We start from the raw sequence: 22,183 nt of genomic DNA, 5'->3' as shown, positions 1-22,183 counted from the left end.
AACTATAACCCCCCTTTTTTGGCTCCATACTCGAATAACTCTTCGACGCTGTTAATTACTTTAACCCCTACCTTTTCATAAGCTTTGATCTGCTGCGGCTTAACCACGTTCGGAGCAAAAAGTATGACTTCTTTACGATCAGGGTTAAGCATAGTGTTATTTTGTAACTTCTGTAACTGTTCGATTTTTCCAGGCTTCGGACTGCTGGCAACCTCAATGATAAAACGAGGTGTTTCAGCGTCTATCTCGCCAATTCCCACAGGTTTTCCGTCAACAAAACCAGATCTGAATTTGCTTTGATAATCCAAAAGCATCCCTTTTTCGCTCAATGCTCTTCCGACTTGCCCCTCTAAAACCTCTCCCGTGACATCTGATTTAAGTGCCAAGTCAATTTCATTATCAAATCTTCCTGGAACAACCGTAAGAGGTCTCCCGGCTAACCCAGCTTCGTTATCAGCTGCCCCAGCCCAATTTTTTCCCGCAATCAGCTCACCGGACTTAGCTGCGCTGTTTAACTCGGCAGCTGATGCAAGCCTCTTAATCGCAATACTCTCCAAAACAAGTTCGAAAACAGTCTTGGCACCCCGTGCCGCCGGTACCACAGCCGCCAGAATATCCAGCTCAGGCGTGACGTCTTTAGTCCCCTTGATCGCGATGTCCGCCAAACGCTGCGACGCATCCGCAACGCTCGACTCATACGTAGACAGCCCCGATAGCTCGTTTTGATGCTGAGCCGTCTGCTCTTGACCGTACTGCCGCCATTGATCATAGACAGCTCCGGGGCCGTAGACATTTGCCGCATTAAAAAGGGTGGGGTCGTTTTTCTGACTCTCTGTGGCACCGAAGGCGTAGACCTTCTCGCCCTTGACCATAATGGGCGTGCCATCTTTCCAGGTCAGCGGAATTTCCTGTGCGGCTAACTGGGCAACGATTCCCTTGGCCGTGTTCAAATCTTCCATGAATCGCTCGGACTCGGTGTCCTTGCCCTTGGATTGCTGCACCAGTGCATTCAAGCGTGCTTCGTCAGCTTTATCGACCGCACCGCCTGCGGCAATCATCAGCAAATCAATCCAACGTGTACTGGACTCAGCTTTGCCCCGCTTTTCCAGCTCTTCGGCCTTCTTCTCCAGAATTGGCACTTCCTGGGTCTTGTGCAGGCGGCGGTTGAATACTTCAACACTATTGGCCGTTCCACCAGCCACTATCGAACCGTTTACGCCATTACCAGCACCTACAACAGTGCCCACACCCGCCGCAATCAACGACGCCAGCGCATCTTGATCCGTACCCTTGATTTGGTTTTTTTCCAAAGCATCTGTGATCGCCGGTATCAACGCGGCTGATGCACCTGCACCTAGTGCACCGCTTTGAGGGCTACCGCTGGACAACCCAATCGCCGCCCCAGCCAGCGCATGCAACATCACACGTGCCGCACCACCCTCTGCCCAGGCTGCGCGGGTGGCCGCATCGGATTTCGGATCTATGGATCTGGCCTGAGCGTAGTCGCCTATCTTTTTAAAGATGTCACTGGAGGACGTATTGGCAACAATGCCGACGGCTGTACTTCCTGTCGCTCCGCCTAACCCCGCTGCGATTAAACCGGTGGCGATATCGGCCATCACACGCTTGTCACCACCCACCTGCCAGCCCTTGGCATCCAGATATGCCGCGTTTGCCGCCAGTGCGGTTTGCTCAGCATCGGGTGAGCCCGCCTTGGCCTGATCATCTGCCTGCTTGCTCAAGGCTGCGGCTTTATTCGCCTTGGCTTCGGCAACTTTGTTGATCACGCTACTCGACAGTTGCGCCGAGCTTTGGATCAAGTCGATCCGCTCTTGCATGGCCTTTTCGTCGGGCCGGTCGAGCGGCTTGTTGGCGTTGGCAGTGTCACGGTTCAAGCCGACCAGGTCATTGACCCCGGCCGCGTTCCTTACCTCAATTGTTCCCGGGCTGACGGCGCTACGGGTTTTGTTGCTGTCGGACTCCTTGAGCAGCAACGGAATCGTGCCGCCCACGCCCGAGCGCGCATCAGTGAACCCTGCTGTCGCGCCGGAATAGCTCAAGCTCGCGGCCTGGCTTTTGATGTCGCTGTTGTTTTTGATATCGCTGACCAGCAGACGATCAGTACTCAGGTAGTTCTTGTCGTTGCTGGCTTCGCTGGCGATTATCGCGCCCTGAAGCGTAGTGTTTTTACCCACATTGATGTCATAGCCACCCTTGCCAGCATAAAGGCCGGTTTGCTGGGTCACCGCGTTGTAATCGCTGTTCATTTTGTTGCCGGCGATATTCGCGGAGCCTGAAACCATGGAGCCCAGGCAGAAAGGTGGCACGCAAATGCTCACGCCAACACCGCCGCTGGTTTGCTTGTTCTTCTGGCTCGCTTCGTCCTGGCGAGAGGCGATGTTCAAGTTGCCGCCAACCTGCGCCTTAATAGCATCGGCATGCACCTGCGCGCCTGCCAATGTTGTGTCCTGGCCACTCTTGAGGACGAGAAGACCCGTCTCAACCGTACTATTGACTTGGGTGACTTCATGGCCGGTTCCCATACCCTTGGCCATCTGTGCACCCAGGTCCAGCACGAAGCCGCTCTGTTCACCAAAACTGAGGCTCACACCGATGCTGGTCTTGTTATTTTTATTCTGGTTGTCCCAGTTCTTACGGTCCTGAGCGCTTTCCAGGATGACGTCGCTCTTGGCCTGCAACAGCGTGTCTTTGGCTTTGATGCTGCTGCCGATCACATGCAGGTCACCTGCGGTGCCCGGAGCATTGCCGGTTGCCACGATCGCCAGACCACCGCCACTGTTGAGGGTCGATTGCTTCACCGTCTCGGCGTTGTACTCGCTGGTGCTTTTCTTGCGGGTATTCGCGAGTTCAGTACCAATCTTAAACACCGACCCTTTGCTGTTGGCGGGCTTGCCGTCTGAATCGTTGGCTGCTTCATTGCTACCACCCAAAGCATCGTAGACCGAGAGCGCCGCCTGAGCGCCCTTGACGGCCTTCAGGCGGCTGTCGTCGGCTTTTTGAACGGCCTGTACATCGTTGCGAATACTCTTGTAGGTATCGACCGCTACACCACCAATCACCCGCCCGACTGCCAGGCTTTTGGAGCTGTCTTTACTGGTTTGATTAGCTGTTTCTGTCCCGGAAGCAATGGTGACGTTAGAGCCGTTGAGCGACATATCCTTGGTGCTCACCAAATCACTGGCGACCACCTTCAGCTCGCGCCCGGCGGCCAGACTCACATTGCCAGCACTGGACCCGACCGTGCTGCCCGTCAAGGTCGTTTCGTTGGCTGTGCCGTTGTGTTTCTGGCTATTGATGAACAAATGCTGATTGCCGGTGATGTCATCCAGCCCCAGCTTGTTGCCAGTCAGTACACCGGTGAGGTCGCGATTTTTTTCCTTGTGCATGTCGGTGCGCGAGAACGTGTTCTGCGTGGCATCGATTGTCAGATCACGCCCGGCCTGTACAGCCAGTTCTGCGGTGCTCACCAACGATGAGCCGGTGACTCTGACGTCCTGCCCACTGGAAACAGTGACGGTGTCACCCGAAACCATACTCCCCACCGCAGTCGTGCGCTTCTCGTCGACTTTGTCTTCAACCTTGCTCGACTTGAACCCACCCCAACTGCTTTTGCTTTCTTTGCGTTCGTGACGGGCGTGGTCGGAGTTAGTGACCGCAAGAATGCTGACGTCCTGGCCTGCGACCAGTTGCGCCGCGCCTTTTTCGGCGGTGACGGCACTCCCAGCCAGCAACAGGTTTTCACCCGCCACGGCGGTGCTGTTGGTACCCGCGCTGACCAAGCTGCCGACATTGTTGATGGCAGAAGTCTCATCCAGGCGGAATTTTTTCCCGGACGAGCTCTTCTTGGTTTTGCTGTAGAAGCTGTAGTCCTGATTTTCAGCCGCCTTTAGGGCAAGGTCGTTACCCGCAACCAGATACGCTTCTTTGCCCGCATCCACCTGGCTGGCCACTAGTTGCAGGTTCTGCCCGGCGCTCAGGGTGGCGTCACCACCCGCCTTGAGTACGGTGGACACCTGCTGAACATGATCCTCTTGACTGGTGACCTTCTTGGAATTAAACGCCGAATGCTGTTCATTCGCCGCCGAAGCCAGGTTCAAATTGCCCTTGGCCACCATCGCCAGATCACGCGTTGCATTCAACTGGCTGCCGATGGCGCTGATGTCCCGTGCCGCCACAATCTGGAAGTCCCGTCCGGCTTCTACCACAGTGCCGTACTGGGTCGCGCTGCTGTTACGTGAGTAGGTGCTGACAATATTGGCGTTACGCTGTTCGGCGGTGGCCAGGTTCACGTCACGCCCGGCTTGCAGGCGCGTGTCGGCGCCACTCTTGAGTACACCGCCGGTGCTGTTGACGTCGCGACCGGCTTGCAGGGTCAGGCTGTTGGCGGCTTCGATGCGCGCGGCGTTGTCGACGAAGTCGGTGCGTTCGGTGCGGTAGCCGCTACTGCTCTGGTGGCTGGTGACGCTGCGCTCATTGAGGACATCGCCGCTGATCGCGCCCAAGCTGACATCGCGTCCGGCAATGATGCCGCCGGCGCGGTTGGTCAGGCTGTTGCCGGCGAGCAGGTCGAGACGGTTGCCGGCCTGGGTCAGGCCGCCGTTGACCATGTTGCGTCCGGCGCTGGCGGCGAGGTTGTTGGTGGCGCGCAGGGTGCCGACGTTGTTGAGATCTGCGCCGCTTACCAGACTCAGATCGCTGCCGGTGATCAACGCGCCATTGGGGGCCAGGCGGTTGTTGGCCTGGGCCAGGTAGAGCACGGGCACCAGCACTTGCTGGCCGGCGACGGTGGCGTTTTCCATCCACACGATGTCGTGGGTCAGGGCCGCAACTTGTTCGGCGGTGAGGCTTACACCTACAGACAAATTGAGCGCCTGACGGCTGCCGATGGCGTTGTCCATCAGGTACTTGAACATCGCCGTGTCACTGGTTTGGCCGTCGATGAAGCGCTGGCCGGTGCGGGCAATGACCGCCTGTTGGATCAGGCGTTGTTCATAGAGGCCGTCACCCAGGCGTTTTTGCGCCTGGTCGGGGTCGTAGCCGAGCTTGGACAGCAGGTAATCGGAACTGAGGAACTGGCTGAGGTTGGTCAGCTGCGGGTTGGTTTCGATCAGGTATTTCTGTGGGTTGGAGACGAACTGGCTGTCCGGCAGGCCTTGCACGCGATTGATAGTTACACCATCGGCCGAGGTGCCGGTGCCGGGTACGACCGGCCCGGAAACCGGGGCCCGGTCTACGTTGCCGCCGCCCAGGGTCCAGCCTTGCGGGCCGGTACTGGCCGGCGCGCTGGCGCTTGCGCCGCTGAGGCGGAACAGGCCGCCCTGCCCGCTGGGCAAGGTAAAGCCGGGCAAGCTCAGCGGGTTGATCTGCTGCTGGGCCAAGTCAGGAGGTAATTGCTGGTTAAGGGTGATGCGGGTCGAGTAACCGGCGGCGCCGCTGGCGCCCGTGGCGTCGGTTGGGTTTTTTGCGCCCGCACCGATGTAGTGGTAACCCAGGCGCACCACGCTGTTGTCGATACCGGCTTGCGCCTTGACGTCCACCGCGCCGCCAGCCTGGATCACGGCGGCGTAACGCTGATCATCGCTGGCGATTTTGGTGACCTTGCCGAACTGGGTACGCTCGCTCTCCATCATGCCGACGAAGTTGGCCACGGTGGCCTCAAGGCCGCCGAGGTCATTGGGGTTGTAACCGGCGCTTTTGTACCAGTATTTGTTGGTCAGTGCGCTGGCGGCATTGAACCAGGCACGCGGATGTTCGGTGCGCGCGGAGGTAAAGAGCCGATAGGTCTCGGTCTCGCCGGTTTCAATCCCCGTGTTGACCAGGTTGTTCAGGCGCGCCGTGAAGTTGCCGCCGGCTGCAATCGAACTGCTGCTGTTGAGCAGGTCGCCCCCGGCCAGGGTCATGTTACCGCCCGAAGTGATGCTCGAACCGGCACTGGCCGCGGTCACCTCCAGTTTGTCGCGGGTCACCACTTCCCACACGTAGTTACGCCCCGTGCCACCAGCATGGCAGTCACCGGCGTTGACATACTCGATGCATGTGCCTTCAGTGGCGGAGGCGGTGTATACGCCCGCATCATTGACGGTCAGTACCGCACGTTCATTTTTGATCGTGGCGGCGGTCAGGCTCAGGTCACCATCACTCTGCATGCTCGACGAGCTGTTGATAATGCTGTCGGCCAACCCGCCCTTGCCGTCGCGATCGACGCTCAGGTTGCCCATGCTGTAGATGTCGCCGTAGCTGTTGTTCAACGACGCGACGCGCAGGCTCATGTCGGCACCGCTGAAGATCAGGCCGTGGTCGTTGAGCAACGCGCCAGTGGTGACCGTGAGCGCTTGCCCGCTGCCAAGCGTGGCGTAGTTGTTGAGCGCGCCCGCGTCGATCAGCAGGTCAGTGGCCGAGGTCAGGCGGCCACGGTTGTTCAGGGTGCCGCTGATGGTTGCGCGGGTCACGCCGCCGCCGGCGATGCTGGCGGTGTCGCTCAGGTTCGCCTGGGCGGCAGTGAGGTTCAATTTGCCCAGGCTGCTGATGCGCCCGCTGCTGTTCAACGCGCCGCTTAACGTAAGGTCGAGGTCACCGTCGCTGGCGATCAGGCCGTTGGTGGACCAGTTGCCGCCGCTGCCGATAAACCGCCGGGCGCCGAGCAATTGGCCGGTTGTTGTCTGGTCGAGCGTGTTGACGTTGACCGTCAGTTGCCCGGCCTGGATCACGCTGCTGTTGGTCCAGTTGTCCCGGGTGATGGTCAGGTCGCCCCGCGTCACCAGGCTGCCGCCGACGTCATTGAGGTTGGCGGGGGCAATGCCGAAGTTGCCGGTGCCCACGTGCAGCACACTACCGCCAAGGTTTTGCAGGCTGCCGGCGTCCAGTGTCAGGTTGGTGTTGGCGGTTTCCAGCACGCCGTTGCGGTTGTCGAACACGCCACCGATGGCGAACTCAGTCGTGCCGTCGGGCCCCAGGGCACGCAGGCGTCCGGTCTGGTTGTCGAGGCTGGCGGCGTGCACCTTGAGGGTGGACTCACTTTCGATGATGCCCAGGCGGTTGTTCAGTGCGCCGCTCAGGTCGAGGTCGATCTGTTGGGCGGCTATCTGGCCATCGTTGTCACCGCTGTTATCGAAATCGTGCCCAACCACGCGCATCAGGCCTTTGGCATAAAGCCCGCCGTTGCGGTTATCGAAATTGCCGGTGGTGACCAGGCCGTTGCCACCCTGCGCAGAAATGCGTCCGCCATAGTTGTCCACGGCGCCGGCTTGCAGGTCCAGGGTTTGGCCCTGCATCACGCCACCCTGGCGATTGTTGTTGAGGTCGTAGCCGTTGCGCAGCACGCCGACGACTCGGGTCTGGAGCAGGGCCTTAAGGCTGGCGAGGGTGCCGCCACGGTTGTCGAGGCTGGCGGCTTTGATAGTCAGGTCGCCGGTCTGGGCGATCAATTTGCCGCTCTGGTTGTCGACAGCGTCGACCACGTCGAGGGTCAGACCGTTCTGGCTCTGCACGGCGCCTTTGTCGTTGTCCAGCCGGTTGGCGCTGAGCTTGAGGTCAGCGTTCTGGCTGTAGATCAGGCCATCGCTGCCGTTCTGCACCAGGCCGCTGGCGGTGATGCTCAGGCGATCATTGGCGGCCAGTGTGCCGCGATTACGGTTATCCAGGCCGCCGGTCAGCAGCGTCAACAGGCCTTGGCTGGCGAGCTGCCCGCCCTGGTTGTTGATCTGCGCCGCTCGGTTGATCAACAGCGAGCCGCCGCTGGCCAATTTGCCGTTGGTATTGGTCAGGGTCGCCAGCAGGTCCAGGCTGGTGTCGGTGCCGCCGCTGATGCTGCCGGCGCTGTTGTCCAGGTTCCGCGCGGTCAGGTCCAGGGCCGTGCCGCTGTCGATGGTGCCACCGTTGGCGTTGTTCAGCAGGCCGGTGACCTTGAGGTTTTGTTCGGTGGCGCTGGAAAGCACGCCCTTGTCGCTGTTATCCAACTCGGCGGCGCTGACGGTGAGCGCCTTCTGGCTGACCAACGCACCCGCGCCGCTGTTGAGCAGGCTGCCGGTGAGTGTGGCATTGAGGGCGCCGTAACGGCTCGACAGGGTGCCGCTGTTGCGGTTGTCCAGGCTTGCGGCAGTGGCGTTCAGGCCTTGCCAGCCGGACATCAACCCGTTTTGGTTGATCAGCGTGTCGGCGTTGAGCACCAGCAGGTTATTGCTGATCAGCTTGCCCGCGCTGTTGTCGAGGGTGCGTCCACCGAGGTTCAGGGTTTGCGCGCTGGAGAGTTCACCGCCCTGGTTATTCAAGTCGCGCAGGTGATCGATGCTCAGGTTGCCGGCGGTGGTGATCAGGCCACCAGAGTTATTCAGATCGCCGGTGGCACTGCCGAAATCCACGGCAATCGCGCTGCCCAGCAACGAGCCGCCCTGGTTATCCAGGCTCGCGGTATTGATGCTCAGAAGGTTGGCCGCGTTGATCAGGCCCTGGGCCCGGTTGGTCAATGGGCCACTCACGTTGAGCACGGTGTCGCCACGGCTGGTGAGGGTACCGCCGCTGTTGTCCAGGCTGGCGGCGCGTGCATCCACCGCAGCGGCGGCAATCATGCCCTTGACGTTCGCCAGGGCCAGGCCGATGCGCAGGGTCAGGGCAGTATTGCCGAGCACTTTACCGCCGCTGTTGTCGAGGTTGTCGGCAGTGAGCGTGAATGCCTGGCTGCTGGAAATCTCGCCGCCCTGGTTATTCACATCCTTGAGGTTGTTGAGCACCAACAGCGGCCCGTTGATCAGCCCGCCCTGGTTGTTGAATTGGCCCCGATTGAGTTCAAGGGTCAGGCCGGTGGCGCTGGTCACCTGGCCGCCTTGCTGGTTGTTCAGGTCGCGGGTGTCGATACGCAGCGCATCACGTGCGCTGAGGGTGCCTTGCTGGCTGTTGTCGACGCTTGCGCTGGTCAGGGTCAGAGTGCCATCGGTCACCAGGCGCCCGCCCTGGTTGTCCACCGCGTCACGGGCGCCGATGGTCAGCGGGCCAGCGCTTGAGAGCGCGCCACCACGGTTGACCAAGGTGCCCGCGGTCACGGTGAGCAGCCCTTCACTGCTGATCAGGCCCTGGTTGCGGTTGAGCAGTTGATCGACGTTCAGGTTCAGGCCGCTGCCGGCTATTACCAGGCCGCCATCGCTGTTATCCAACTGCGTGCCGTTTACCGCCACGCCCGCACGGCTGGACAGCTCGCCGTTGCGGTTGTCAATGCTGGCGACGTCGATCTGCACGCCGCCGGTGCTGGCGACCAGGCCTTTCTGGCGGTTGTCCAGGCGATTGCCGTTGAGGTGAAGGGCGCCCTGGCTGGTGACCAGCCCGTTCTGGTTGTCGAGCGTGCCGGCGCTGAGGCTCAACGCCTTGCCTGCGGTGACCAGGCCCGCGACGTTGTCCAGGGTGGTCACCGTCAGGGTGGCCGTGTCCAGGCTGGAGATTTCGCCGCCGGTATTTTGCACAGTGCCCACGTTGGCGGTCAGTGGCCCATTGCTGGTGACCAATCCGCCCTGGCCGTTCTGCAGTTCGCTGGCGCTGACCTCCAGCGCGGCGTTGCTGAGGACTCGTCCCTTGTTGCGGTTATCGAGCGCAGCCGCCGTGACGCTGGTGTGTTGCCGGGCGCTGAGGGTGCCGCCCTGGTTGTTCAAGGCTTGGGCATCAACGGTCAACGCACGACTGGCGATGACGCTGGTGCCGGTGTTGTTGAGGGTCGTGGCGCGCAGGCTCACATCACCCGCCGTGTTACGGGTGTTATCGGCGTTGACGCCGGCTTCGATGACGTCGCTGTTGGTCAGCGTGCCGCCGCTGGACAGCGCGATGCGGTCACGTGCGGCGAGGCTTTTGCGGTTGATGAGATCGCCTTGGGCTTGCACGTCCAGCGCTTTACCGGCGTAGACCTTGTCGGTTAGATCGACATTATGCGCCGTGACCTTAACGTTGCCGGTGGCAGCCGCCTGCGCCATGCTCAAGCGCCCATTGGCATCGAGCTGGATATCCCCACCACTGGCCGCCAGCGTACCGTCGAGCTTCACCCCCACCCCGGCCTCGGTGCCCACCAGTTTGATCGCACCGGCATACATGCCGCCCAGGGCCGATGAGTCGATCGCCAGCTCCGGTTTGGCGCTGCCGTCGTCGGCGCGTGGCGTGGCATTGAGCGTTTTTGCATCGACGTCGTTACGCCCGGCGATCACGTTGAGTTCGCGGGCGTTGATCTGCGCGTTGATCTTGGCCGAGCGGGTGATGATGTCGAAGCGGTCGACGTTGCTGGCGTTCAGGCCTTCGCCGTCGATGGTCACGGCGCCGCCGTCGACCTGGTAGCTTTTCAGTTGGCCGGTCGGGTCGAGCACCGGTTTGCCGGTGGTGAGGGTGACGTTCGGCGTGTTGATAAAGCCGCAACCGCTGCAGGTAATCCCGTAGGGGTTGGCGACGATGACCTTGGCCGACTGCCCCGCCACTTCGGTGTAGCCGCGCAACTGGCTGGCGCTGCCGCCGTTGACTTCGTTGAGGATGACGCTGGCTGCGCCGCCCTTGAGGTTGGGGTTGCCGACGATGTAGCCGCCCAGCTGGGTGTTGACCAGGGTGCCGGTGGCGTTGTTGAGGATCACGCCGTTGGGGCCGACGTTGTACTGCTGGAACTGGTTATGGGACAAACCCGCGCCGTTGGGCGTGGCGATGTTCACCACCGGCACGCCATTGCCCGCCTGACCAACCGAAGTACCCGGCGCGCTGACCACAATGCCCTCGGCCTGGGCCAGCAGCGGTTGCCAGAACAGCGCGTTGGCGAGGATCAACGCCAGCCCGCGCTTGGGCAGGCCGAAGAACGCGTTGCGCGGCTTCAGGGCGGCAGAAGGTTGGCGGGCCAGGAAGGCGAATTGGCGGACGTCCATTGTCAGGTTCTCATTGCAGCGGGGCGTTGAATTACAGGAAGAAATCCATGCGGAAGTAGATCGGCGCTTCGCGCTCGGTGATCACGCCAGGTCTTTCTAACGAGTGGGCAAAGGTCACGCTGGTGCTGACGTTTTTGCCGCGGGCGAACAGTTCCAGGGAGTTACTGGAGACCCGCCCATGCAGGTTGTCGTTGTAGCGGTCGTTGCTGATCACGCCCTGGTCGTAGCCGACGCTGACGCCGTATTCGAAGAAGGCCGGGCGCATCCAGTCGAGGGTCACCGGGCGCGCCCAGCGCACTTCGTTGCGCCAGTAGCCGCCGCTGTCGCCGGTCAATAATTGGTCCTTGAAGCCGCGCACCGAGGCCGAACCGCCGAGGCTCATGCGTTGCGGGCTGAACAGGATGTCTTCGCTGCGTTGGCCGGTGGCCAGGCTGGAAAAACTGAAGGACTCGCCCCACAGGCTGAACGGTTGCAGGTAGCTGACGGTGGCGGTGTATTTGCGGTAGCGCGAATTCGGCTGGCGCCGGCCGAACTCGCCGCGCTCTTCCTGCGATTGGGCGTCGAACAGGCCGATGCCGTTTTGCATGCCCAGGTCGAGGTTGACGAAGGCGCTGCCAATACGGCGGCCGTGGTTGATGCCCAGTTGCAGTTCGCTGAGGCGGTTGCTGCTGGGCGCGGTGCGCACGTCGAGGAGGTAGTTGTTGGTGCGCAGGTGCGCCAGGCCGACGTTGACCGAGGTCTTGCTCACGTCATCGCGATGGATCACCCGCTCGGCGCGCAGCTGGTGGTTCTGGTTGTCGCCGTCCTGCTTGTACTTGGCGTTATCGGCCACGATGTAGGTGCGGTAGTCGCTCTCGTTGTAGCTGTAGCTGAAGTTCCACCAGCCCCACGGTACGTTGTAGTAAAGCAGGGTGTTTTTCGAGGTTTTCTGATGGTCGCTGATGGCGTCGTGGCCGCCGCGCAGCATCAACTGGTCGCCCAGGCCCAGCGGGCTGTCCCACTCAAGGCCGGCGCCCCATTGCTGTTCGCCGGTGCTTTTCTGGCCGTCGTTATTGCGCGACAGGCTGGCGCGCCAGGGCTTTTGTGCGGTGTTCTTGACCACCACGTCGCTGCCGCCGACCTGGCTGCCGGGGGTCAGCTCCATCTGCGCCTGTTTGGACGGCAGGCGGTTGAGCTGGTCCACCAACTGCTCGATTTCGCGCAGGTTCAGCGCCTCGCCGACCTTGCCGGGAAAGGCCATGGCCAATTCGCGCTCGGTCACCGTGCTGCCTTCGGCGCTTTTCAGGGCTTCGAGCTTGCCTTCTACCACCAGCACTTGCAGGTGACCGCTGGAAAGGTCCTGCTGTGGCAGGTAGGCACGGCTGGTGACGCGGCCTTTGCCGAGGTAGTAGTCGGTGATGGCCTTGAGCAGTTCGTTGAGCTGGGACACGCCCAGGCACTGGCCGATATACGGCTTGAGCAGACGCTCGCGGTCGGCGGCCGGCAGGCTTTCGGCGCCTTTGAGTTCGATGTCCTGGATCGGAAAGCAGCGCGTGTCGGCGGAGGTGGCCGGGGCTTCGGGCTTGGTTGCCTTGCCGGGCAGGTCCTGGAGTTCCTGCAGACGCCGTTGCTGCTCTTCGAGCAGGCGGTTTTGACGGTCGCGGATCAGGTCCTGGTCGCCGGGGGTGGGGGCGGCGAATGCAGTGTTCAGGCCCAGGCAAGTGAGCAAGACAGTGCATAGAAGAAACCGAGTCCGTGGCATTAACAGAGGCATGTTCGATCCGTCGAAAATTAAGGGCCGGCAAACTAACATCGAACTTCCAGCAGTCCAAGAAGCTGGGCTGTTGGGTGTTTGAGCGGGCCTGGCCGTTAATGTATTGATTAGTAACAAAATTTAATCATCTAACGGCTTTCAGGCTGATCGCGGAAACGTTTAATCCGACCGGCGGCAGCTGTTTCGATGAGGATTCGACTGAGCAGCCATTGATCGCCATTATTTAGCCATCAGGTGTCGTCGCTAGGTTAGTACCGGGGATTGGAGGAAAGTTCGCGGGGGTTTTGTGAATTGGATCCCACTTATCGGAATTTCGAGAACAGGGATTGAACCGCTGCGCCTAGGGGATCGTTCCCATGCTCCGCGTGGGAATGCAGCCCGTGACGCTCCGCGTCACCTGTGTGAGCGGTTGGCGGGACGCGGAGCGTCCGAGGAGGCATTCCCACGCGGGAGCGTGGGAATGATCTTTAGACCGCTATCGGGGGCAAGCCCCCTCCCACATTGGGTATTCGCAGCATTGGAAGAGCCTAGCCAATACCCTTGTCTTTTTCCGAGCCGGGCACCAGGGCCAGGCCGGGGCGTTCGACGTCGCGGGACACGTGGGACTTCACTTCTCCCACCCCACCCTCTTCATCGTTGTGGATCACCAGCACGCCAGGCCGGCGCAGTTGCTCTAGGTCGCCCGCGCCGAGGTTGAAACTTTCACTCAAGTGCTGGTCGCTGAGCGCATTCGCTTCGGCGCGACGCTGGGCGAATTTGCGCCCTTTGCGCTGCTGGTAGCGCGCCCAGGCGATCAGGATCACGGCGTTGAACAGGGCGATCCACAGATAGATCTGCAAGGTATTGAGCGCGGCGAAAATCGGCGCTTCCAGGCGCGGGCCGCCGTGGGTTTCGAGCATGGCGCTCATGCCCCGGGCCAGCAGCCAGACCAGGCCGCCCCAGGCCAGCAGGGTGAGCAATACATCGATGATCCACATCACCAGGTGCTGGCGGGTTCTGACCAGTTTCATCGTCACGCCTCCTCTTGGGCAGGTTTGATACCACGGTCCGGGCTGACCCAGCGGGCGCGTTTCTGGTGCTGGTTGAACAACACCTTGGGAAAGCTGACCAGCGTGGTGAACAGGCTCACCAGCCAGAACACCATCGGGTACCACACGGTCCAGAACAGGGTTTTCCACAGGTCTTTTTCGTAGCGCCGGTCGATCAGGATGCTCACCGCGAACTGCAGCAGGCACACCATTGCCAGGACCAGTCCGGTAAACGCCGGGGGCACCAGGGAGACGACGGTAATCGCCTGCGGCAACACCATGAATTTACCCAGCCCCCAGAAAAACACCGAGAGCAGGAAGGTGAACGCCCAGCCGGTGGACAGGCAGTACTCGAACAGCAGCGGCCACAGGTAGCGATGGCGCCATTGCCAGATGCCGCGGATATTTTTGAACAGCACTTCAGCACCGCCCTGGGCCCAGCGCAGGCGCTGTTTCCACAGGCCGCCGACGGTTTCGGGCATGAGGATCCAGCACAGCGCGCGCGGCTCGTAGAAGATCGCCCAGTGATCGAGCTGCAGCTTCCAACTCACGTCGATGTCCTCGGTGATCATGTCGGTGCTCCAGTAATCGATGCGGTTCAGCGCCTTCTTACGGAACGCCACCACCACCCCCGACACAGTGAAGATCCGCCCGAACACGCGCTGGGTACGCTTGATCAGGCCGATGATCGAGGAGAACTCGCCCACCTGTACCCGGCCAATCAGGGTTGAGCGTGTGCGTACACGCGGGTTGCCGGTCACGGCGCCCAGGCGCGGGTTGTCGAGCATCGGCGCAACCATATAGGCCGCCGCGTTTTTGTCGAGCAACGCATCGCCATCGATGCACACCAGGTATTCGCTGCGCGCGGCCACCGCCCCCATGCGCAGGGCCACGGCCTTGCCCTGGTTCTGCGCCAGGTGCAGCACGCGCAGGCGTGGGTGTTGCAGCGCCAGCGCGTCGAGTACGGCGGCGGTGTTGTCGCTGGAACCGTCGTTGACCGCGATCACCTCGATGTTCGGATACACCTGGGCCAATGCAGCGGCCATGGTGTCGGCGACGTTATCGCCTTCGTTGTAGCAAGGGATGATGATCGAGATCAGCGGGTTGCCGGCCAGGGTCGGCGCCGGGGTGTCTTCCTTCCACGGCCAGTGGCGCTCCCAGTGCAGCCAGAAGTACAGGCCGCCGGCGATCCACAGCGCAGACATGAACAACGGGTAGAAAAACACGAAGTCCATCAGGAACTGCCCGGTGACCAGGAAGATCAGGCCCAGGGGCACGCCCAGTACCAACGCCAACACGAATAAAGCCAGGATTCTGTCGAACATGATCAAGGGTTCCACTGGTTGGAAAGGGCCGGGCGTACGGTCTTCAGGTCCGGCGAGTTTTCCAGGAAGTTGTCCGGGTAGTAGCCAAAGCTCTTGACCCCCTGGCGTTTGAGCACCCCCATCCATTCAGCCATTTGCACAGCGTTGATATCGGGGGCTTGCTGGGTACGCCAATCCTTGGCTTGCAGTTCGAATACGGTTCGCTCCAGCGCACCGGGGCGGGCCTTGACGGTGGCGACCAGTTTTTCCAGCCAGGCGTTGGAGTTCTCCAGCGACTGGCCTTCCATCAACGGCATGGCCATCGGCGCGGTCCAGTCATAGGCCTGCAGGAAGTCATCGAGGTTCTGGGCGAACCAGGCTTCGCTGGCCGGGTTGAGCATCGGTTCGGCGAAGATATTGCGCGCGGTCTGCACCTGCGGCCCGGCGATGGCGCGCACCTTGGTGGTCAGCTCCTGGGTGAAATCGATCAGGTAGCGGCTTTTGAAGCGGGTCCAGCGTTGCAGCGTTGCCGGGTCTGCGCGCAAGGCGGCGATGCTGCCCGGCAGGCCATTGGCCGCATAAGCCTTGAGCGCGGCGGGGCTGGCGTCTTCGAAGTCCGAGAGCACGGCGTCGTCGTGGTACAGCACCCCGTCGATGGCGCTGTTGCGGGCGAGGTCTTCGTAGATCTCGCCGATGATTGTGCGCACCTGCGGGTCGAACGGCGACAGGCGTTTGTACTGATCAGGATCGGCGCCCAGCGTGCCGCTTTGCGGGTCCCAGCGGGTCACGCGGGGCAGCTTGGGGTCGAGGGCGAAACTGAGCACCGGCATCCACGCATACACCGCAGCATGGGCACGGGTGTGCAATTGCCAGGCAACGCGGTTGAACAAGTCGGCGCGCACCGGCAGATGACGGTTGGGGAAATACAGCGAATGCACCAGGCCGTCGCCCTTGGGGTCGGCGAAGGCTTGCAGGAATACCGTGCCGACGCCCATGTCCACTACCCGCTGGACCAGTACGTCGAGATTGCGCGCCTGTTGGGCCGGGTCGGGGTCGTAGACATTGTCCAAGTCCACGTGCAATACGCGCAGCGGCGCCGGGGTCTGCGCCGCGACGATGCTGTTGGCGAAGTGCTCGCCGTCCGGGTCGGAGGCCACCAGGAAGCGTGGGCTGTTCATCAGGTTGCCGAGGCTGTCGAGGCCGTCTTCCAGGGTCAGGGCCATCTGGTAGCCCTGCTCGCTGACCACCGCCAGGGACGTGCCTTTGGCCGCACCGTACGGCCACACCCAAACCCGTGGCGCCTTGCCGGTCACGCTGCGGATTTTCTGCGTGATGGCCGCCACATCGGCACGCATCCGCGCCTGGAACTGCGCTTGGGTTTCATAGCGCTGGGTCGCCGGGTCGTAGCGCAGTGAGGTCGCCGCCGGCTCCAGGTTGCCCTGGGGGTTGGCCAGAATCCCGGTGTGGCTGGCATCGGTGTGCGCGGCGATTTCCACCAGGCCCGACTGGGACACTTCGCGAATCTGCTGCCAGGTGAGGAATTCGCCACGCGGGCGCGGTGAGCCGGCGAAGTCCACCGGCTTGTTCAGTGGCGTATCGATCCAGTAGCCCACCGGCGCCAGCACGGCCGGCCAGTGATAGGCGCGCAGAATCGGCATCACGCGGGTGTAGAAGCTCGTGTAACCGTCGTCGAAGCTGAGCATCACGGCCTTGGGCGGCAGTTCAGGGCCACCGTTGCGCGCCGCCAGAATCTGGTCGACGCTGACCGCCTGGTAGCCGTTCTCCCGCAGCCACGACAGTTGCTCGATCAAGCGTTCGGTGCGCACCGCCACCACCGTCTGGTCGGGGTCGCGGTCATTGACGTCGTGGTAGGCAATGCCCAGGAAATGGTTTTTCGGCCAAGGCGCTTCGTTCGGCGCTGTTGGCCGCTGCGCGGGTGGGGTATAGGGCGCGGGTTGCTGGGCGCAGGCGGCGGCCAGCATTACACCCAGGACCAACAAGCAACGGCTGAGGACGGTCATGGTCAGGCTCTTCTAGAAACGGTAAGTGAGGTCGACGAGCAGGCGCAGATCGCGTTCGCGATCACCGTCATAAGGTCGGCTGATCAGGCTGAGGTTGGCGCCCATTTCCAATACGTCGTTCCAGCGAAAGCGTTGGCCGTAACCGATAAGGCCGATGCCGCCGGTGGAGTAGTCGCGCTGGCTGTAGGTGCCCGCACCGATCTGGAACTGCTGGCTCCACTGGGTCTCGTAGCGGTGATAGAGCACGTGATTGACGTTGATCATCGGTAACACCGTGAAGTCCGACTTCGGGTTGAAGTACGCGGTGTCTTCCTTGCTGTTGCGGCTGGCGCCCACTTCCAGGCCCAGGTCGACTTGCACATGGGGCGAGCTGTAGAGGCCTTCGCGGCCGCTGAGCAGCGCTTCGAAGCGGTCGTTGCCGTCACTGAAGTGCGACGGGCTGAGGGTCAGTTTCCACTCGCGGCTTTCATTGGCGCGCCAGCGGATAAACCCACTGCCGCCGTTGGCGGTGACGCCGTCGTTCAAGGCGCGCAATGGCGTGGTGGTGAGCAGGTAGCCGACGCTGCCGCCGTACTGCCAGTGGTCGTTGATGTCGCGGGCAATCGACACTGCCGCGCCTTGCTTGGAGCCATCGCCGTAGGAATGGTTGGACACTTCGGCCTCAATGGTCATGTCGCGGGTACGCCGCTCCACGCCCACGCGCTGCCAACGGTGCTGGCCGGTGCCTTCGCTGAAGTCGGCGGTGGCGTAGCCGGCACCGGCGAACAGGCGCCAGTCTTCGTCGATGGGCGGCGTGTAGATCACGCTTTCAATGCCCCAGTCACGGCTACCGGTCACGGCACCCGCGTCGTTGTTATTGCCACCGCCATAGCTTTTGCCGGTGTAGGCCTCGACGCGCAGCTCGGCCATGTCGTGCACATCGCGCAGGCGGCGCAGACGTTGTACTTGGCGGTTGTCCGGGTTGCGCGCAACCACATCGTCGGTGAGGGCGTCCATCTGGCGCCACTCCTGCAGGTCCATGGCGGTATAGGCCTGGGAAATTTCCAGGCCGATGTCGCGCGGGGCCTGGGCTTCGGTTTCCTTGAGGGTGCCTTCGGCGCGGCGCGGCCAGTCACGGGCGCGGTACATGTCGGCCTGGGCGATGCGCAGGCCGACGTTGCCTGGCGCCTTGGCCACCAGGGCTTCCAGGCTGGCTTCGCTGCCCGGCAGGTCGCCGCCGAAGGTGCCGGCCTGGGCGGCCAGTTGTTGCGCGTCCATCCAATTGTCGTTGGGGTTGCCAATCGGCAGGCCCTTGAGTTCGACGCGGGGGTTCTGTTCCTTGGCCAGGGTGTTAGCGACCTGGCGGGCGTCCTCGACCTTGTCGCTTTCCAGCAACGCGTAGAACAACGCGGTGCTGTCGTCGACGCGGTAACTGGCGTCGGCATCCGGTGCGGTCAACACCTGGCGGTACAGCGGTTCGGCTTGTTCCGGCTGGCGCTGGTCGAGATACGACGCGGCAACCCAACGCAACGCGTAAGTGGGCAACTGCACGCCTTCGCCGGTGAGGGTCTGGTATTCGCGGATCACTTCCGCGGTGCGCGCCCTGGCCTTCAGCGCGCCCAGGCGGTCGATGCGCCAGCGCACCACGTCGTCATGGGCGCTGGCGTCCGGGGCCCAGCGGGCGATCAGCCGGTCGTAGTCATTGAGCGCGCGGTCGGCCACCACGTAGCGTTCTTTTTCGGTGCGCGTGGCGAACTCGGCGATGCGCACGCGCTCGGCGGCGAGGTCGCCTTCCAGGCGGCGCTGGGTCACCGCGTCCACCAGCCCTGGGCGCTTGGCCGACAGGCGCAGCGCGGCTTCCGGCAGCCGGGCCTTTTGCAGGGCGACGATGTATTCACGGGCTACATCGGGTTTGTCGCCGGCGCGGATAAATGCCTGGTCGAATTCAAACAGTGCGTCGTAGTTCAAGCCGGCACGGCTCAGCGCGTAGCCCAGGGCCATGCGACGGTTGGGGTCATTCGGCTGCGCGGCCACCAGCGCGCGCAAACGTTGCACCGCCTCGGTGGCTTTGCCGCCATCGGCCTGGGTGAGCGCCAGGCCCAGTTGCAGGTCGATATTGTTCGGTTCACGCACCAGCGCCTGGCGATAGACCGCCTCGGCCTGGGCCCACTGTTTTTGATTGCGATAGGTGCGCGCCACCGTGGCCAGCGCCTGGCTGGTCAGGTTGCGATTTTTGCCCTGGGCTTCATACACCTTCAGCACTTCGGCGTCCTGCCCGGCCCAACCGGCAATCACTAGGTGATCGCTGACCTGCCCTGGGGTTTGACGTTCGGCGGACAGTTGGCGCAGTTGAGTCAGGGCCGGCGTGAAGTGGCCGTTGCGGGCCTGGATGATCAACGCGTCATAGGCAGGGTCGGCCACGGCATAGGCGGGCATCAGCAATTGGCTGCACAGGGCTGCTCCGATGAGCAACCGCAACCGGCCTGATGCACTGAGTGAATGGATTGGCAACATGGCGTCAGCTTCCTTACAAGGAAAGCTGCAACGATGGGTGATCCTGAGCGATGTGCTTCAGGGTGTCGGCGTCTCGGGACCCGACCTAGCTTTCCTATGGGAACTATCCCTCAGCCAGGCGAGGCCAAGGGCAATTCAGAACAATTGTTCAGAATTGGCTGAACGCGTTTTTTTGCCAAGCACAAACAAAATGTGGGAGGGGGCTTGCTCCCGATGGCGGAATGTCAGTCAGTAAATTTTTAACTGACCCACCGCTATCGGGAGCAAGCCCCCTCCCACATTTTCAATTGCATTTCAGGGTTATTGCGCGCCGCTCATTGCGCCGGCCTTGGACATCACGAAGCTGATGAACTGCTCGACCGTCATCTTCTGGCCGTTGAAGGTCACTTCGTTATTGGCATAGTGCAGCTTGGACACCACATCGGTACCTTCCAGGGTTGCCAGCTGAGTACCCACGGCCATGCCGCTGACCATATCGGCCGCCATCTGCGATTGCTGTTCGATGGCTTTCGGGTCGGTCACGCCGCCGACCTGCGCCTGCAGCGCGGCCACGTCGCCGATCATCGGCTTGGACAGGGTCAGGTTGGCGTCCAGCAGCGAGATCATCTGCTTGCCCAGTTCAACCGGCGGCAGTTCCATGGAGGCCGGCTTGGCCAGGTCCAGCACCAGACTGAACTTGCTTTCGCCGTGGGTGGTTTTCAGCGACAGGTTTTCCACGGCCAGTTGCGGCTTGGCGGCCAGCACCTGGTTGACGTTGGCTTCGGCCAGGGTCTGCTCGGCTTCGGTCAGTTGCAGCTCCGGCGCGGGTTGGCCGGCAGCGGCAGCGGCTTGCACCGGCTGCATCTTGTCCTGGTAGAGCTTGGTCAACACCAGCATCGCCGGGATATCGACGTTCTTCATGCTGACGGCCATGGCAGCCGAGCCCACCGGCTTACCCTGGTAACCGATCTCGTCGATCTTGTAGTCGACGCGGCCGGCCAGGTTATTGTCCTTGGTTTCGCTGGAGTCTTTCTGCTCGAAGCCCTTGAGGGTCAGCACGGCTTTCTGCGGGCCGAAGGTAACCTTGGTGTCGGTCAGTTCGATGGTGTTCTGGCCGGTGTAGAACCCGAAGGTGGATTTGGCCAGGTTGCTGGCGACGGTCAGGCCGGCCAGTTCGGCTTCGAACGCGTCGCCGTTGGCATCGACCGCCGCGACCTTGAGGCTGTTCATGTAGCCGTCGGCCTTGACCTTCTGGCCTTCGGCGCTGCTGTCGAAGTCGAGGTTGGCGCCGGAGAAGCTCACCGAGGACTTGTCGTCCTTGAATTCCAGGGGCAGCAGTTCGACATTGCCGCTGACCGAACGGCTGTAACCGATATTGGCCACGCCTTTGAGCGGCGACACGTCTTTGCTGGCGGCGAACCATTGTTCGGTGGTGGCGTTCTTTTCCAGTGCATAGTGACTGGTGGCCATCACTGGCAGCCACTTCAGGCTGACCAGGCGCGAGAACGGCAACGGGCCGTGTTCGATATGGTCGACGAACAGCAGCTCGGGGTTCGGGTTTTGCTCGCCGAACACACTGCCCTGGCCCTTGAGGCGGTAATGGGCGGTGCTGCTGAACACGCCGCGGTCCAGGGACACCAGTTCCAGGGACACGCTGCCGTCCACGCCGGCCATGGAGGTCTGCAGTTCCTTGTTGGCGTTCTGGATCGCGGTTTGCAGGACCGGCTCCAGTTGTTTACCGGTGTACCAGGCGCCGCCTGCACTGACGACGCCAACGGCGACAACGAAACCCAAAAGAACGACTGCTGGCTTATTCATGAAGTGACCTGATCAAATCCTGTGAGAAGTGGGCTGTCTTCCTTGAACTGTAGGAGCGAGCTTGCTCGCGAAGAACGTATAGGCACCGCGTTCATTCAGAATGCACGCGTTATCGTTGACGTTTTCGCGAGCAAGCTCGCTCCTACAGTACTGGCCCGTATGGCCGAAAGGCTGGGGAAGATTAGCACTGGCGGGCGCAAACGGCCCAGCCTTTCAGAGGGATCAGTTCAGCAGGAGTTCAGGAGTACTCCAGCTCAATTTCGTCCAGTTGGTGATCGAAACTCTTCAAGCGCGCCGTCCAGGTGTAGACCAGCACCTCAAACTCGCGGTGTATCACGGCATTGCCGGGGGTGTCGGTCTTGGGGTCACAGAAGTCCAGCTGGTAGCGTTCACGGGCCATCTGCGTGGCGACATCGGACAATTCCCGCGCATTATTGAGCCAGTGCCTGCCGTCCGCGACCTGCCGGTCGAGTACCACGCACTGCTTCTTCAGGACTTCGAGGCTTTTTTCCAGGGGCGTGCCGGTGAGGTCGCCCATGACTTCCTGGAAGGTGCGCCCGGGTTGCCAGTAGCTGCCCCAGAAATAGCGGTCGAACACGGTTTCGACACGGCGCAGGGCAACCTTGGTGTCCCAGATCGTTACGCGGGTCTTGCCTTGCTCGAGCAGCTTTCGCTTCACCCGCTGGTTTTGATAGGACGCCCAGGCCACCACGCCGATGGACAAGGTGCCGATAACCAGACAGGCGCTGTCGAGAAACACCATGGCCTTGTCGAGTTGGTGGGCGAGCATGACCCCGTAGAAATACGCGGCCGATAACAGCACCAGTGCGAAGAGCACGCACCAGAAAGCGGGAGCATAAGGGTTTTTCATTATTGGAATCCCCATGAGCAA

At 61.8% G+C, this 22,183-nt stretch carries 8 protein-coding genes; all 8 read right to left on the bottom strand.

The window, feature by feature from the left end:
• Nucleotides 1-2: 2 nt before the first annotated feature.
• A complete protein-coding gene (locus C4J84_RS00840) occupies nucleotides 3-10,895 on the bottom strand; it encodes a hemagglutinin repeat-containing protein (RefSeq protein ID WP_124369138.1) in 10,893 nt (3,630 codons plus the stop codon).
• 31 nt (nucleotides 10,896-10,926) lie between these two features.
• Nucleotides 10,927-12,648, bottom strand: a complete 1,722-nt coding sequence (locus C4J84_RS00835; protein ID WP_124369137.1) for a ShlB/FhaC/HecB family hemolysin secretion/activation protein — start codon at nucleotides 12,646-12,648, stop codon at nucleotides 10,927-10,929.
• Nucleotides 12,649-13,175: 527 nt separating this feature from the next.
• Complete coding sequence (pgaD, locus tag C4J84_RS00830; RefSeq protein WP_124360714.1) at nucleotides 13,176-13,658, bottom strand: poly-beta-1,6-N-acetyl-D-glucosamine biosynthesis protein PgaD; 483 nt, start codon at nucleotides 13,656-13,658, stop codon at nucleotides 13,176-13,178.
• Nucleotides 13,659-13,660: 2 nt separating this feature from the next.
• Nucleotides 13,661-15,001: a poly-beta-1,6-N-acetyl-D-glucosamine synthase gene (pgaC, locus tag C4J84_RS00825; protein WP_124360713.1), complete on the bottom strand. Its 1,341-nt coding sequence runs from the start codon at nucleotides 14,999-15,001 to the stop codon at nucleotides 13,661-13,663.
• 2 nt (nucleotides 15,002-15,003) lie between these two features.
• The gene (pgaB, locus tag C4J84_RS00820; RefSeq protein WP_124369136.1) at nucleotides 15,004-17,001 is read right to left on the bottom strand and encodes a poly-beta-1,6-N-acetyl-D-glucosamine N-deacetylase PgaB; all 1,998 of its coding nucleotides are present in this window, start codon (nucleotides 16,999-17,001) and stop codon (nucleotides 15,004-15,006) included.
• Between the two features lie 12 nt (nucleotides 17,002-17,013).
• A complete protein-coding gene (pgaA, locus tag C4J84_RS00815; protein WP_124369135.1) occupies nucleotides 17,014-19,494 on the bottom strand; it encodes a poly-beta-1,6 N-acetyl-D-glucosamine export porin PgaA in 2,481 nt (826 codons plus the stop codon).
• 300 nt (nucleotides 19,495-19,794) lie between these two features.
• Complete coding sequence (locus C4J84_RS00810; RefSeq protein WP_124369134.1) at nucleotides 19,795-21,291, bottom strand: YdgA family protein; 1,497 nt, start codon at nucleotides 21,289-21,291, stop codon at nucleotides 19,795-19,797.
• A 238-nt stretch (nucleotides 21,292-21,529) separates the two neighbouring features.
• Complete coding sequence (locus C4J84_RS00805) at nucleotides 21,530-22,162, bottom strand: NADH:ubiquinone oxidoreductase subunit N (RefSeq protein ID WP_124365346.1); 633 nt, start codon at nucleotides 22,160-22,162, stop codon at nucleotides 21,530-21,532.
• Between the last annotated feature and the right edge of the window lie 21 nt (nucleotides 22,163-22,183).

Origin of the sequence: Pseudomonas sp. R11-23-07, from assembly GCF_003852295.1 — a bacterium.
In the GTDB taxonomy this organism is placed as follows: domain Bacteria; phylum Pseudomonadota; class Gammaproteobacteria; order Pseudomonadales; family Pseudomonadaceae; genus Aquipseudomonas.
Note: the sequence above shows the minus strand (reverse complement) of the source record. Positions and strands in the feature narration are given on the sequence as shown.